At 58.7% G+C, this 14,613-nt stretch carries 14 protein-coding genes; 3 read left to right on the top strand and 11 right to left on the bottom strand.

The features are described from left to right. Positions 1-25: 25 nt before the first annotated feature. The 5 genes from M5B97_RS11385 to M5B97_RS11365 all read right to left on the bottom strand — a co-directional run bounded on the left by M5B97_RS11385 (position 26) and on the right by M5B97_RS11365 (position 4,433). On the bottom strand, positions 26-1,255 hold the full coding sequence (locus M5B97_RS11385; protein WP_123716740.1) for a spore maturation protein: 1,230 nt from the start codon (positions 1,253-1,255) through the stop codon (positions 26-28). A gap of 96 nt (positions 1,256-1,351) precedes the next feature. Further along, the gene (gene gltP, locus M5B97_RS11380; protein ID WP_123716739.1) at positions 1,352-2,683 is read right to left on the bottom strand and encodes a glutamate/aspartate:proton symporter GltP; all 1,332 of its coding nucleotides are present in this window, start codon (positions 2,681-2,683) and stop codon (positions 1,352-1,354) included. 745 nt (positions 2,684-3,428) lie between these two features. Beyond that, positions 3,429-3,893 carry an inhibitor of vertebrate lysozyme family protein gene (locus M5B97_RS11375; protein WP_248731509.1) on the bottom strand — a complete coding sequence of 155 codons (465 nt, stop codon included), beginning with the start codon at positions 3,891-3,893 and terminating at the stop codon, positions 3,429-3,431. Between the two features lies 1 nt (position 3,894). Continuing rightward, entirely contained in the window at positions 3,895-4,059 is a 165-nt protein-coding gene (locus M5B97_RS11370; RefSeq protein WP_003170804.1) for a DUF1328 domain-containing protein, read from the bottom strand. An 83-nt stretch (positions 4,060-4,142) separates the two neighbouring features. Next, positions 4,143-4,433 carry a hypothetical protein gene (locus M5B97_RS11365; RefSeq protein ID WP_134661065.1) on the bottom strand — a complete coding sequence of 97 codons (291 nt, stop codon included), beginning with the start codon at positions 4,431-4,433 and terminating at the stop codon, positions 4,143-4,145. A 392-nt stretch (positions 4,434-4,825) separates the two neighbouring features. On the opposite strand from M5B97_RS11365, the gene algB reads away from it, so the two are divergent. Then, positions 4,826-6,172 carry a sigma-54-dependent response regulator transcription factor AlgB gene (gene algB, locus M5B97_RS11360; RefSeq protein ID WP_123716736.1) on the top strand — a complete coding sequence of 449 codons (1,347 nt, stop codon included), beginning with the start codon at positions 4,826-4,828 and terminating at the stop codon, positions 6,170-6,172. Between the two features lie 10 nt (positions 6,173-6,182). Beyond that, positions 6,183-7,970 carry an ATP-binding protein gene (locus M5B97_RS11355; RefSeq protein ID WP_248731508.1) on the top strand — a complete coding sequence of 596 codons (1,788 nt, stop codon included), beginning with the start codon at positions 6,183-6,185 and terminating at the stop codon, positions 7,968-7,970. 3 nt (positions 7,971-7,973) lie between these two features. On the opposite strand, the gene M5B97_RS11350 is transcribed toward M5B97_RS11355, so the two are convergent. From M5B97_RS11350 to M5B97_RS11325, 6 genes are all read right to left on the bottom strand, one after another. Further along, positions 7,974-8,750 (bottom strand): N-acetylmuramoyl-L-alanine amidase, encoded by a 777-nt coding sequence (locus tag M5B97_RS11350; RefSeq protein ID WP_123716735.1) that lies wholly within the window; start codon positions 8,748-8,750, stop codon positions 7,974-7,976. 90 nt (positions 8,751-8,840) lie between these two features. Beyond that, on the bottom strand, positions 8,841-10,892 hold the full coding sequence (locus M5B97_RS11345) for a GGDEF domain-containing protein (RefSeq protein ID WP_248731507.1): 2,052 nt from the start codon (positions 10,890-10,892) through the stop codon (positions 8,841-8,843). Further along, positions 10,889-11,767 (bottom strand): endonuclease/exonuclease/phosphatase family protein, encoded by an 879-nt coding sequence (locus tag M5B97_RS11340; protein WP_248731506.1) that lies wholly within the window; start codon positions 11,765-11,767, stop codon positions 10,889-10,891. Before M5B97_RS11340 ends, M5B97_RS11345 begins: the two co-directional genes overlap by 4 nt. A gap of 10 nt (positions 11,768-11,777) precedes the next feature. Next, a complete protein-coding gene (gene dsbA / locus M5B97_RS11335) occupies positions 11,778-12,413 on the bottom strand; it encodes a thiol:disulfide interchange protein DsbA (protein ID WP_134661069.1) in 636 nt (211 codons plus the stop codon). A 169-nt stretch (positions 12,414-12,582) separates the two neighbouring features. After that, the gene (locus M5B97_RS11330; RefSeq protein ID WP_134661070.1) at positions 12,583-13,209 is read right to left on the bottom strand and encodes a cytochrome c4; all 627 of its coding nucleotides are present in this window, start codon (positions 13,207-13,209) and stop codon (positions 12,583-12,585) included. Between the two features lie 33 nt (positions 13,210-13,242). Further along, positions 13,243-13,545 (bottom strand): cytochrome c5 family protein, encoded by a 303-nt coding sequence (locus M5B97_RS11325; RefSeq protein WP_123716731.1) that lies wholly within the window; start codon positions 13,543-13,545, stop codon positions 13,243-13,245. A gap of 192 nt (positions 13,546-13,737) precedes the next feature. On the opposite strand from M5B97_RS11325, the gene yihA reads away from it, so the two are divergent. Then, positions 13,738-14,379: a ribosome biogenesis GTP-binding protein YihA/YsxC gene (yihA, locus tag M5B97_RS11320; protein WP_248731505.1), complete on the top strand. Its 642-nt coding sequence runs from the start codon at positions 13,738-13,740 to the stop codon at positions 14,377-14,379. Positions 14,380-14,613: the final 234 nt, after the last annotated feature.

Raw genomic sequence — 14,613 nt, 5'->3', positions numbered from 1 at the left:
CTTGCTCCCAATAGTTATCTAGGCCTCAACCGAAGAACCAGTAGCACACCGAAATAGCCGCCACTACACCGGCAAATTCTGCCAGCAGCGCACACCCCACCGCATGCCTGGCGCGCTGAATCCCCACCGAGCCGAAGTACACCGCCAACACATAAAAAGTGGTTTCCGTACTGCCCTGAATCGTCGCGGCCACCAGTGCCGGGAAGCTGTCCACGCCCTTGGTCTGCATGGTCTCGATCAATAGCGCCCGCGCTGCGCTGCCTGAGAACGGCTTGACCATCGCGGTCGGCAAGGCATCGACAAAGCGCGTGTCCATGCCCGTCCAGGCCACCACATGACGAATGCCTTCCAGGCCGAAATCCAACGCTCCGGAGGCGCGCAACACGCCAACGGCACAGAGCATCGCCACCAAGTACGGCAGCAGGTTCTTGGCGACATCGAAGCCTTCTTTGGCACCTTCGACAAACGCTTCGTACACCTTGACCTTGCGCAACGCGCCGATCACCAGGAACAGCATGATCAGGCCAAACAGCGTCAGGTTGCCGAGGATCGAAGACAAGCCCGCCAACGCCGTGGCCGACAACGTCGCCAGCAACGCCATAAAGCCACCCAACACCAAGGCGCCGGGAACCAGATAGGCCAGCACCACCGGGTCCCACAGGCGCAAGCGCTGCATGACCGCCACCGACAGCAGGCCGACGAGGGTCGAGGCGCTGGTGGCCAGCAGGATCGGCAGGAACACCAGCGTCGGGTCGGCCGCGCCTTGCTGGGCGCGGTACATGAAGATGGTCACCGGCAGCAGCGTCAGCGACGAGGCGTTGAGCACCAGGAACAGGATCTGCGCGTTACTCGCGGTGTTGGGGATGGGGTTGAGTTCTTGCAGCGCCTTCATCGCCTTGAGGCCAATCGGCGTGGCGGCATTGTCCAGGCCCAGGCCGTTGGCGGCGAAGTTGAGGGTAATCAAGCCAATGGCCGGGTGGCCGGCGGGCACCTCGGGCATCAGGCGGCGGAACAGCGGGCCGAGAGCCTTGGCCAACCAGTCGACGATGCCAGCTTTTTCGGCGATGCGCAAAAAGCCCAGCCACAGCGTCAAGGTGCCGAACAGCAGCACCATCACTTCCACCGACAGTTTGGCCATGGCGAAAATGCTTTCCACCATCGCTGCGAAAATCCCGGCGTTACCGCCGACCAGCCATTGCGCCAGTGCCGACACCATTGCTACGACAAAGAAGCCAAGCCACAGGCCATTGAGCATCAGTTGAATCCCCCGAAAGATGGGGCGAATGATAGCGGGGCTGACAGAAACGACAAACCCCGGATTTCCCGGGGTTTGTTTTAGATGATAGTGCTATCAGCTACGGCTGGTCTCGCCGACCGCCAGTGTTTCCTTGCTGCGCCAGTGCGGCAGGGAGTTCCAGTAGCGCTCGCCCTTGGCGTCGTCGTACATGCCTTCCCAGCGGGAGATGACCAATACGGCCAAGGCGTTACCGATGACGTTGAGTGCGGTACGCGCCATGTCCATCACACGGTCGACACCAGCGATAAACGCCAAGCCTTCCAGCGGGATACCCACGCTGCCCAAGGTGGCCAGCAGCACGACGAAGGACACACCCGGCACGCCGGCGATACCTTTGGAGGTGACCATCAGGGTCAGCACCAGCATCAGTTGCTGGCCGATCGACAGGTCGATGCCGTAGAGCTGGGCGATAAAGATCGCCGCGATGCTTTGGTACAGCGTCGAACCGTCAAGGTTGAACGAGTAACCGGTCGGCACCACAAAGCTGCAGATCGCCTTCGGCGCGCCGTAGGCTTCCATTTTTTCGATCACACGTGGCAACACGGTTTCGGAACTGGCGGTGGAGTAGGCCAGAACCAGCTCATCCTTGAAAATACGGATCAGTTTGAGGATCGAGAAGCCAAACAGGCGAGCGATCAGGCCCAGCACCGCAAAGGCAAAGAAGAGGATGGCGACGTAAACCAATATCACCAGCTTGGCCAGCGGCAGCAGGGAAGCAAAGCCGAAGTTGGCGACGGTCACCGCGATCAGTGCAAAGACGCCAATCGGGGCGTACTTCATGATCATGTGGGTGACTTTGAACATGCTCTCGGACACGCCCTGGAACATCGTCACCAGTGGCTCGCGCAGCTCAGGCTTGAGGCTCGACAAGCCCAGGCCGAACAGCACCGAGAAGAAGATGATCGGTAGCATTTCGCCACGAGCCACGGCGGCAAAGATGTTCGATGGGATCAGGTTGAGGATGGTTTCGATGAACGCATGCTCATGCTGCACTTCAGCAGCGGTGGCGGTGTACTTGGAGATATCGACGGTACCCAGGGTACTCATGTCGATGCCTGCGCCAGGGTGAAACAGATTGGCCAACAACAGGCCGACCACGATGGCAATGGTAGTAACAACTTCGAAGTAAAGGATGGTTTTGACACCAATCCGGCCGAGCTTTTTCGCGTCACCGACACCGGCAATGCCGACGATCAGCGAAGAAATCACAATCGGGATCACGATCATCTTGATCAGGCGGATAAAGATATCGCCCGCCGGCTGCAACACATTGCTGATCCACCAGGCTTTCTCAGCACTGAAATGGTTGAGCACTGCACCGATTGCGATCCCCAGCACCAAACCGATGAGGATCTGCCAGGCGAGGCTTAGCTTTGCCTTCTTCATGTCATTACCCTTACTTCAAGTGGACTTACAGGCGAATGCGCCAGCTGGAACGCTCGAGAGCGAAAAAGTGTGTGCATCAGCCTCCATGGAAGGTCACCGCAGCTTGGCCGAAATGGCTTACTGGCAGGCGAAAAAAGGCGCAACTATTCCGATGCAAGGGAGCGACGTCTAATGCCGTAAACGCCTACCCTATGCCGAATCGGCATGAGTTTTTTTAATAATAACTGTCCGAATGGTCAGTTCAAATGCGACAGATTGTCTGGCAAATATGCCGTGAACCTGCCAAACCCGGCTCGCTCAGAGATGCTGGACGACTTTTGGGCGGTGGCGGAATTACCTGGAAAATCCAATACCTGGCGCCAGAAATGTCCTATGGCGCGCGCAAAATTTTCTCGATAGATGGTCGAGCCGAAATACCAAGTAATGGTTAGCCCGAGGCAAAAGAGAAAATAGTTGCTACGTACGGTATGCGAAGAGGCGACATGCGAGCGAATGATAAGAGGCATAAGCTCGCCGCAAGTTCAGCAAGCATGAGCGCTTGTGAACTTGCGTCGCAGCTTTTCGCCTGACCCGGCCCTTGCGCAGGTACTCCCTGTACCCGTAGGTCACGCCGATCTTGATTAATCAGAGCAACCCGGCCCCTTGGTCATGCATCGCCCTTGGCGAGCGATGCAAACAGAAAGAAGCGAAGGGGCTTCTTTCTATGGATGAAGGTTTCGTAGACGCTGAGAGCGTCAGACGAAACCTAGTACCAATTCGGATCTTTCTTGAGCTGCTCCATCAGCAGCTTTTGCATGCCTTCATCCGGCTTGCCAAGAAAGCGGTAGTCGGCGTGCCGCGTCGGCGACTTGTCCGCCGGTAGACCGGCCGGAACCTGTACCAACATGGCGTAGGCATGCTGCTTGTCATAGCTGAACGCGACGATCAGACGTTTATTCCGGCAGGTGTCCGCTGTTTCACAAAGCGGACCCACCAAGTACTTGTCACCGTCCTCTTCAACGGCGTTCATCTGTTCGGCCGCGCCAGACAAATTCATAACCCAATCCGGCAGGCGCTCTTCTTTCTTCACCACACCTTGCCAGGTGTCGCGAAACTGCGAGTCGGAACTCAGCAGTTCGTTTGCCCGGGTTTGGCCGTCATTGGCGGCCATTGCCCAGGCACTGCCGCCCATGAGCAGGACGGCAGCCAGGGTTTTAAAGGACGTGGTCATGTCAGCCTCGGCCGCGACGACCAAAGAAGAACGAAGCGATGAACATCACCAGGAAAACCACAAACAGGATCTTGGCGATACCTGTAGCGGTGCCCGCGATACCACCGAAGCCCAAGACAGCAGCCACAATGGCGATGATCAGAAATGTGATAGCCCAACTCAACATGGTGATTCTCCTTACGCTTCTTCTATAGGGGGGTAACAGGGGTATTACCGTGCAGCCGCTCAACACGAACGACCTTTTATTGCCTAGAACACCCAACGTTCTTGGACGGGCAGTTCGCCCAGGGTGGAATCCTGGTCGGCTACTCTCAACTGCGGTGCAGTCATGCTGTTAAGAGAACGGCTCTCAAAGGATGAGAAATGGGTCTGCGTCATCATCGGACGTTCGAATTGAGGAGTTTGCTGCGCATGACTCTGCTGCCAATGCTGCATTTGCTGCCCGGCAATCAGCGTGACCATCAGGGCCAGGCTGGCGAAAAGACCTTGCTGCAAACGCAGGGGCGAAATATGCAATTGGCTGAGGCGTTGGCGAGTCATGCTGTATTTCTCCCGCAATTCTGATTATTCGTTCATGACACTGTTGAGAGAGTTATTGCAGAGTGCATGCCAGCTTTTTTAAACAAAAAAACTCAATAAAATCATATAGTTAAAATAGACATCTGGATGCGTCGCCCAGCATCCTGCACGATGCCCCGCTCAGGGCCGTGCGAATTGCACGATAGCCAATGGTCGGGTGAAGGGATCAAAAGCCTTGGTAGAGTTGCCGAAGTGGCACGGAGGCATGAATGCGCTGCTCATTCAGCGTGTTTGTAGGAGGGCGCGCAGATAGCTGCACGAAGATGCTTTTTATCAATCAGAATGAACCATGCAACTTGCCCGATTATTCCGGGACTAATCACCATCATTCATAGTTAAGGAGCGCGGGACAGATGGAATCAGCCAAGGAACTTCAAGGCCGCATTCTTTTAGTGGATGACGAATCCGCAATCCTGCGCACGTTCAGATACTGCCTGGAAGACGAAGGCTACACCGTAGCAACCGCCAACAGCGCCGCCCAGGCCGATGCCTTGATGCAGCGTCAGGTATTCGACCTGTGTTTCCTCGACTTGCGCCTGGGTGAGGACAATGGCTTGGACGTATTGGCACAGATGCGCATCCAGGCACCGTGGATGCGTGTGGTGATCGTCACCGCGCATTCAGCCGTGGATACCGCTGTCGACGCCATCCAGGCCGGTGCCGCCGATTATCTGGTCAAGCCATGCAGCCCTGACCAGTTGCGCCTGGCCACCGCGAAGCAACTGGAAGTGCGCCAATTGTCGGCTCGCCTGGAGGCGCTGGAGGGTGAAGTGCGCAAATCCAAGGACGGCCTGGACTCCCACAGCCCGTCCATGATGGTGGTGCTGGAAACCGCTCGCCAGGTAGCCGGTACCGACGCCAACATCCTGATCCTGGGCGAGTCGGGTACCGGTAAAGGTGAATTGGCCCGGGCCATTCACGGCTGGAGCAAGCGTGCGAAAAAATCCTGCGTCACTATCAACTGCCCGTCGCTGACAGCGGAGTTGATGGAAAGCGAGTTGTTCGGCCACAGCCGCGGCGCATTTACCGGCGCCAGCGAGAGCACCTTGGGCCGCGTCAACCAGGCCGACGGCGGCACGCTTTTTCTCGACGAGATCGGCGACTTTCCACTCACATTGCAACCCAAGTTACTGCGCTTTATCCAGGATAAAGAGTACGAGCGCGTTGGCGACCCGGTGACCCGACGTGCCGATGTGCGCATCCTTGCGGCCACCAACTTGAATCTGGAAGACATGGTGCGCGACGGCCGCTTCCGGGAAGACTTGCTCTACCGTCTCAACGTCATCACTTTGCACCTGCCGCCACTGCGTGAGCGCAGTGAAGACATCCTGACCCTGGCCGACCGTTTCCTGGCGCGCTTCGTGAAGGAGTACGCGCGGCCCGCCCGGGGTTTCAGCGATCAGGCACGCGAAGCACTGCTCAACTATCGCTGGCCCGGCAATATCCGTGAGCTGCGCAACGTGGTGGAGCGAGCCAGCATCATCTGCCCTCAGGAGAAGGTCGAGATCAGCCATCTGGGCATGGCCGAACAACCGACCAATAATGCGCCACGCATCGGCGCGGCGCTGAGCCTGGACGAGCTGGAGAAAGCGCATATCGGTGCCGTACTCGCCACCAGCGATACCCTGGATCAGGCGGCACGCACCCTTGGCATCGACGCGTCGACCCTGTACCGCAAACGCAAACAGTACAACCTGTGAGCTGCACCCTATGAAGCTTGCGATGAAACTGCGCACTCGGTTGTTCCTGAGTATCTCGGCGCTGATCACCGTCGCCCTGCTGGGGCTGATCCTGGGCCTGGTCAGCGTGATGCAAATGGCCAAGACCCAGGAGTCATTGCTCCGCAGCAGCTTCATCACCCTGGACCTTGGGCTCAAGCTGCGCCAGAGCCTGGGCGACCAGCTGATCATGATGCTGGAAAACCCCCGCGACTCCGAGGCGCTGCAAGCCTCGAAGCAACGCTATTTTGAATTGCTGGACCAGGGCATCGCCCATGAACAGCAAAACGGCAGCGGCAACGGTTTCAGCCAGGCGCGCATCGACTACCAGAACCTTCTGCAAGCGTTTGACAAGTACCAGCAGCCATCACCGCCGCCCGGCAGCAAAGAACAACTGACCGAAACCTTCAATGTGTTGCGCAATGGATTGATCGTCGATCACAAGCAGGCATTGGAAAATATCAGCACCAGCGAACACAAATCCCGCGAGCGAGCGCTGGTGATTTCCGGCCTGCTGGGGTTGGTCGGCCTTGCGGTGTTGATCATCGGTTTCGTCACCGCACATGGCATCGCCCGACGCTTCGGTGGCCCTATCGAGGCGCTGGCTAAAGCCGCCGACAAGATCGGGCAGGGCGATTTTGAAGTCACACTACCCATCTCCTCGGCAGCAGAGATGAACCAGTTGACGCGCCGCTTCGGCATCATGGCCGAAGCATTGCGCCAGCATCAGGCGACCAATGTCGATGAGCTGCTGGCCGGCCAGCAACGCTTGCAGGCGGTGCTCGACAGCATTGATGACGGCCTGCTGATGATTGACCGCCAAGGCTGCCTGGAGCACCTCAACCCCGTGGCACAGCGCCAACTGGGATGGGACGAGGAACGTCTCGGCCAGGGTCTGGGAGATGCTCTCGGGCGCCCGGAAATGGATGAACAACTGCAACTGGTGTTGCGCGGCGGCAATCTGGAACGGGCACCGGAAGATCTGGAGGTGGAAGTCGAAGGCGAGTTGCGCCTGCTGACCTACAGCCTGACGCCCGTAAGCCATACCCAGGGGCATATTCTCGGTGCGGTCATGGTGCTGCATGACGTTACGGAACAGAGAGCCTTTGAGCGGGTGCGCAGCGAGTTCGTACTGCGAGCCTCCCATGAGTTACGCACGCCGGTGACCGGCATGCACATGGCCTTCGGCTTGTTCCGCGAGCGGGCAAAGTTTCCTGTTGAGTCGCGGGAAGCGGACTTGCTCGATACGGTCAACGAAGAAATGCAGCGCCTGATGCAGTTGATCAATGACCTGCTGAATTTTTCGCGCTACCAAAATGGCTTGCAGAAACTCACTTTGGCGCCGTGTGATATCACTGACTTGCTGGAACATGCTCGAGCGCGGTTTACGGAACCGGCGAATGCGCAACACATCGAGTTGCTGGTAGAAGCCCAAGCCGATTTGCCCCGACTGCACGCTGACCAGGCTCAACTGGAGCGCGTGCTCGACAACCTGCTGGCCAATGCCCTGCGCCACACGGCCGACGGTGGGCAGATCCGCCTGCAGGCTCGTCGCCACGGTGAGCGGGTGATTATCAGCGTCGAGGACAACGGCGAAGGTATTGCGTACGGCCAACAGGGACGAATCTTCGAGCCCTTCGTACAGGTGGGCCGCAAGAAGGGCGGCGCCGGCCTCGGGCTGGCGCTGTGCAAGGAGATCGTGCAATTGCACGGTGGCCGCATGGGTGTGTATTCACGGCCGGGGCAGGGTACACAGTTCTATATGGCGTTACCGCTCTAACCCCTATCGACGGTTCAACACCCGCAGGATCGCGGCACTTTCAGCATCCGGCGTGCCGTCAAACAATGCTGGCCGGAAATGCATCTGGAAAGCCGCCAACACATGACGCGTGGCGACATCCAGCTCACCGGTTTGTGGTGTCTGGTAGCCCATGCGCGCCAACTCTTCCTGGAACCAGGTCACGCTCGGCAACGCTGCTGCGTACTGCGCCTGGAAACGAGCAACTGCCTGCGCGTCCGGCCACACTCCCACGCCTTCTGCGGCTAAGCGCTTCCACGGAAACAGCGGGCCTGGATCAAGCTTGCGCAGCGGCGCGATGTCGCTATGGCCGATGATGTTCTTCGGATCAATCCCGTTGCGCTTGCTGATGTCCTTGAGCAACACAAGCAGTGACTGTACCTGCGCTTCGGAGTACGGGTACCACACGCGGCCCGTCGGCGTGTCGCGATACCCGGGGTTGACGATTTCGATACCGATGGAGCTGGAGTTGAGCCAGGTGCGCCCCATCCACTCGCTCTCGCCTGCATGCCAGGCCCGCTGGCTCTCATCTACCAGCTTGTAAATGGTGCCCGACGCATCGTCGCCGATCAGGTAATGGCTGCTGACCTGGCCGTGGGTCAACAGGGCGAGGGAACGTTCGAGGTTGGCGGAGGTGTAATGGACGATGACGAATTGCACGCGATTGTCGTGGTTCGCCGAAGGGTGGCTGGTGTTCAGGCGCGGGCCGCTGGCACAGCCGGCGAGTAGAAGAAACACAAAGGCGATGTACAAGGATTTCATGGCAGATCACGTTACGCTGAAGACGATAATGCAACAGTGTAACTGTATGAAGTGTAGCGCAGCGGTCAAATCACAAAATGGAAACATCTTTTAAGCGGCCTGCACGTTGTTACGTCCTGCCGCCTTGGCCCGGTACAACGCCTCGTCGGCACGCTTTAGCGCCAGGTCGCTGCGCTCGCCCGACTGAAACTGTGCAACACCCATGGACATCGTGATCGTCACCGGCTCGCCTTTGAAGTGGAACGGGCACGCCTCAATCGCCGCACGCAACACCTCGCCCACGGCCACGGCATCGGCCAACGACGAATCGGGCATCAGCAGGACAAACTCTTCACCACCAAACCGCGCGATAAAGTCGCTGGGGCGCAGGCGTTTGCGCAGCACGTTGGCGATGATCTTCAACACCTTGTCGCCGGCCAAATGTCCGTAGCCGTCGTTGATGCGTTTGAAATGGTCGAGATCCAGCATGGCCAGCGACAAGTTATTGCCGCGCTGGTGCCAGGCATTGACCTCAAGGTCCAGGCGCTCACTCCAGGCGGCGCGGTTAGGCAGGTCTGTGAGGGGATCAATCAAGGCTTTCTGGCGTTGCACCTCCAGATGCTCGCGATAGCCTTGAGCCTCCTGCTCCATGCTCGCAACCCGCTCGGCCAAACCTTTCAAACGTGCCGCCACTTCCTGCTCACGTTGGTCGCGCTGCCGCTGATGCTCATCCATGGTGCCGAGCAAGCCTTCAAGATGGCTTTCCAGTACCTGCTTGAGGCTGTTCAGGTCGGCCGCATCCTGCACGCTGCTTTGCAAGCCATCGACCTGTTCACGAATCTGCGTATCCAATTCCCGCGCGGCCGAGCGGCTGTCGGCGTGACCTTCACTGGCGACCTGTAAATGACCTTGAAACGCTTCAAGGCGCTCATTGAGTTGCTTGAGGTAAGCCTCGAATTCATGCTGGCCGCTGTCGGTGACCGCCAGCATCAGCACCGCCAGGTCATCGAGGATCGGAAGCAGCTCGTACCAGTTCAAACCATGGGCCAGACGCTCACGCATGGCTTCGGCCTGGGGCCGGTGGCGTTCGGGCAGGGCCAGGTCTTCCAGCAAGCCGAGCAAGGTGTCTTCGATATGTTTAGCGACCGAGCTGTAGGACGGCTCTGGCGAGTCGGGTAGGGCATAGACACCGTCCGCCTGCAGCGCATCAGGGTCGGGCTCGGCGCTTTCCAACACCGGCGGGAGCGACAGGCTGCCGATGGTCGTCGCCTCCACTATGTCGACCGGTACCGCAGGCGCTTCGATAAAAGCGGCGAGTGCACTTTCGGGTGCAGACTCTTCCAGGCGCTGTTCTGGCGCCTCAATGTCAGCCGCCTCGACGGGCAGGGCAGCAGCAACAGCAGACTGCGCAGGCGCCTCGAAGACAAACGTTTCGCTGGCGACCTCCGCCTTCGTGACCGGCAAAACGGGTTCAGGCTGCGGCGTCGCCGGGGCTGACGGTAATGGCTCGAATGCCCGCAGTGCTTGGGCCAGCGCCTCGGATTGCACCTGCTCCTGGGGTTCGGGCGCAGGCTTTGGCGCGCCCGGCAGCGGCGTAACTGCCGGGACGGGCTCGCTGGCTTCGGTTGCGACATCTTTACTGCCAAACAGGCGCTGCAGCAGACCGGGCCCTGAACGCGGGCTTTCGCTGTCCGGCTCCAGGTTGTTCAGTGCCTGACCTTGCAGGCTACTGAGCTCACTGAGTAGCAACGGTATCTCCTGCGCCTGCCCGACACGACCATCGAGCTGCTTGGCGAAGGTTTTCAGCGGGCGCGCCACTTCACGGGGCAGCGGCAACTTCTGCAACTGGGCGACCAGGGCAGTGAGCGCGGTGCTCATCTGGTCGACCCGGGTTTCGCGGCGCTGCTCCGAGTCCAGCACGGCTTTTTCCAGGCGCGGCAGCAAGGCGGCGAGCGCGGCGTCCATGTCGTCGGTGCGCACGACATCGCGCATCTCTTTCATGCATTGGTCGACCGCTCGATCAGTCCCCTCGGCGGCCAGCGTACTGCGCACGAGCCCACGGCGCAGCAGGTCGAGACGGGCGGCCCAGCGGCGTTCGAGCTTGTCTTGTTGCTCGATACTCTTGAGGTATTTCTCTTTCCAGCGCTGGGCGTCGTCGCTCATGCAAGGGGTCCGTGAGGGCCGGGGCTCAACACGGGTAATGCATCAGCCGTGAGTGAACCCGGCAGACGAATCTCTACCGCGACCGGCAGGTGATCGGAGATTGGCTGCGCCAGAACCTGCACACTTTCGAGCGTGAGGGTCGGGCTTAGCAGGATATGGTCCAGACAGCGTTGCGGGCGCCAGCTGGGAAACGTGGCCTCGACTTGCGGCGCCAGTAACGCAAGGTCTCGCAGCGGGGAATTCTGCAACAGGTCATTGGCATGGGTGTTCATGTCACCCATCAGCACCTGGTGCTTGTAGTTGCCAATCAAATCACGCACGTAGGCGAGCTGGAGGTTGCGCGCACGCCCTCCAAGCGCCAGATGCATCATCACCACCACCAAGGCTTCCGGACCTTCGCCAAAACGCACGAGAATCGCCCCGCGCCCTTTAGGGCCTGGCAACGGATGGTCTTCGATGACGGTGGGCTTCAGGCGGCTGAGCACACCATTACTGTGCTGCGCCAGGCGCCCGAGGTTGCGATTGAGCTGCTGATACCAGTAGGGAAAGGCTCCCAGCTGTGCCAGATGCTCCACTTGGTTGATGTAGCCGGAACGTATGCTGCCGCCATCGGCTTCCTGCAAAGCGACCAGATCGAAGTCGTTGAGCAGGTTGCCGATCTTTTGCAGGTTGCCGGCCCGCCCGTTGTGGGGCAGCAGGTGCTGCCAGCCACGGGTGAGGTAGTGGCGGTACTTCTCGGTACTGATACCCACCTGAATATTGAAACTGAGCAGGCGCAAGCGGCTGTCAGCCGGCAAGCCAGTGGATTCCAGGTGGTGTTCGTTGACCTGCGGCTCGTGCAGGCCAACGACGCGTTCGGTACCCCGGCGGCGCATGGTGAGCCCCTTACTTGGCTGCGCGTTCTTTGGCGATCAATTGGTCCGCAACGTTGAGGACGGCTTCCGGACCACCGGCAGTGCCGAGGTCGAAACGGTACTTACCGTTGACGATCAGGGTCGGTACACCTTGCACGCCGTACTTTTGCGCAAGTTCCTTGGCCTGTTTGATCTGGCCCTGGATAGCGAAAGAGTTGAAGGTGGCGATGAACTTGTCCTTGTCGACACCTTGGGTAGCGACGAAGTCAGCCATTTCTTCTGGCTTGGTCAGGCGCTTGCCTTGTTTCTGGATGGCTTCGAATACGGCGTTATGGACCTTGTGTTCAACACCCATGGCTTCCAGGGTCAGGAACAGTTGGCCATGGGCATCCCATGGGCCGCCGAACATGGCCGGAATGCGCTTGAAATTCACGTCGGACGGGAGTTTTTCAACCCAAGGGTTGATGGTCGGCTCAAAAGCGTAGCAATGCGGGCAGCCGTACCAGAACAGCTCCACTACTTCGATCTTGCCAGGCACCGACACCGGTACGGGATTAGCCAATTCGACATAGGTTTTACCGGCTTCAAGCGGCACGTCGGCAGCTTGTGCGGTCATGCCGAAGAGGCTGACGGCGGCGAGAGCGGCGCTGAGGATCAGATTACGCATGCTTTACTCCTAGACAAATAAAGTCGCCTCACGCGACCCTTGTTGTGACAGGTCTACGCGGGCATGAGTTCGTTAGTGTAACGGCACCGGCCACAAAAAAGGGCGACCTAAGCCACCCTTTTTATGCTTGCATCGATGGATTAATCGAGCGTTAACGTTGCCGGGCCGATCAGTGCAGACCCTGGATGTAGCTGGACAGCGCTTCGATATCCTTATCCGAGAGTTTGGCGGCAATGTCGGTCATCATTTTGTTACCAGCGTCGCCATCGATATAGCGAACTTTCTCACGGAAATCCTTCAGTTGCTTGGCCGTGTATTGGGCATGTTGGCCACTCAGGTGGGGGAAGCCTGCGGCGGCGAGACCACCGCCGTCCGGGATGTGGCAAGCCTTGCACGCGGGCATGCCGCCAATAGGCTGGTCTTCAGCGAGTTTGCCGCCGCGGAACAACGCCTGACCTTTTTCGACCAGTTTCGGATCGGCAGCTCCCACGCTGCCTTTCTGGCTGGCAAAATAGGCCGCGATATCCGCCAGGTCCTGATCGCTGAGATTGGTCAGCAAGCCGGTCATTTCCAGCACCGTGCGCTTGCCGTCCTTGATGTCGTGCATCTGCTTGGTCAGGTAACGTTCACCCTGGCCGGCCAGTTTAGGAAAGTTCGGCGCCGGGCTGTTGCCATCCGGCCCATGGCAAGCACCACATACGGCGGCTTTCGCCTGGCCCGCTGTAGCGTCGCCTGCAGCATGGGCAACACCGGTGATGCCCAAGGTCAACAGCAGACTCACGATCAGTTTGTTCATCAGCTAATCCAACTACGGCTAAGGGTTTAAGAGTTATCTACCGGGTTTACTCACCATCAACTCAATGACGGCCTGGTAATCCTCAGTACTGCAGTCCATGCACAAACCACGCGGCGGCATTGCCTTGAAACCCTGGGTTACGTGTTGCACCAGCGTGTCCATGCCCTGCGCCAGTCTGGGCGCCCACGCTGCCTGATCACCCCGTTTAGGGGCGCTGGGCAGTTGGCCGGCATGGCAAGCCACGCAAACTCGGTTGTACACCGCTTCCGGTTCCTGTGTAGCCTGAGCGCCATAAAGCGGAATCAGGACACCAAAAACGAACAACCATCGGGTCATACATCGACCTTTTCAGGGTTTGAGAGCGTTTTGCGTTCTAATGCGCAATGAAGGTCTTTCGCTCCCGTGAACTTCATCCTTCGCTGGGACAAAGCACACACAAAATCTGCGGCATTATATACTGGCGCTACTGAAACGGAAACGACACCGCTTGCCGCACCCTTTATCGGCACCGCCCACATCGGAAATCTCATGCAACTCAAGAATCCCATCCTCGGCCTGTGCCAACAGTCCACGTTCATGCTCAGCGCCGCAAAAGTTGATCAATGCCCCGATGACGAAGGCTTTGAAGTCGCCTTTGCCGGCCGCTCCAACGCCGGTAAATCCAGCGCACTGAACACCCTGACCCACGCCAGCCTGGCGCGCACCTCGAAAACTCCGGGCCGCACGCAACTGCTCAATTTCTTCAAGCTAGACGATGATCGGCGTCTGGTCGACCTGCCGGGCTACGGTTACGCAAAAGTACCCATCCCGCTGAAGCTGCACTGGCAGCGTCACCTGGAGGCCTACCTGGGCGGTCGCGAGAGTTTGAAGGGCTTGATTCTGATGATGGACATCCGTCATCCAATGACCGACTTCGACTTGCTGATGCTGGACTGGGCCATGGCCAGCGGCATGCCGATGCATATCCTGCTGACCAAAGCCGACAAGCTGACCTACGGCGCCGCCAAGAACACGCTGCTGAAGGTCCAATCGGATATCCGTAAAGGCTGGGGTGATGCAATCACCATCCAATTGTTCTCGGCACCCAAGCGTATGGGCCTGGAAGAGGCTTACACCGTGTTGGCCGGCTGGATGGAGTTGGCGGACAAGGGCACTGAAGTCGCGGAATAGCTTTTCTGCGGGCAAAAAAAACCCCGGACTTCGTATGGGGAGGGGAAGTTCGGGGTTCAAGTTCCGGACCGCTAGGGCGGGGTCCAGATATCTGCCAACACTTAACACAACATAGGAGCATTGAAGGGCTTCACCACCCATTCAGTAACTCTGAGTGGCAGTTCACGGGTTAAGTTCCGGCAGATCAAAAAAACTATTGGAAATAACTGGCATCGATTTCCGATCTAAAGCGCT

This window comes from Pseudomonas sp. MWU13-2517, assembly GCF_023242545.1.
GTDB lineage: Bacteria > Pseudomonadota > Gammaproteobacteria > Pseudomonadales > Pseudomonadaceae > Aquipseudomonas.
The sequence above is the reverse complement of the archived record's forward strand: the minus strand, read 5'-3'. Positions and strand labels throughout refer to the sequence as shown.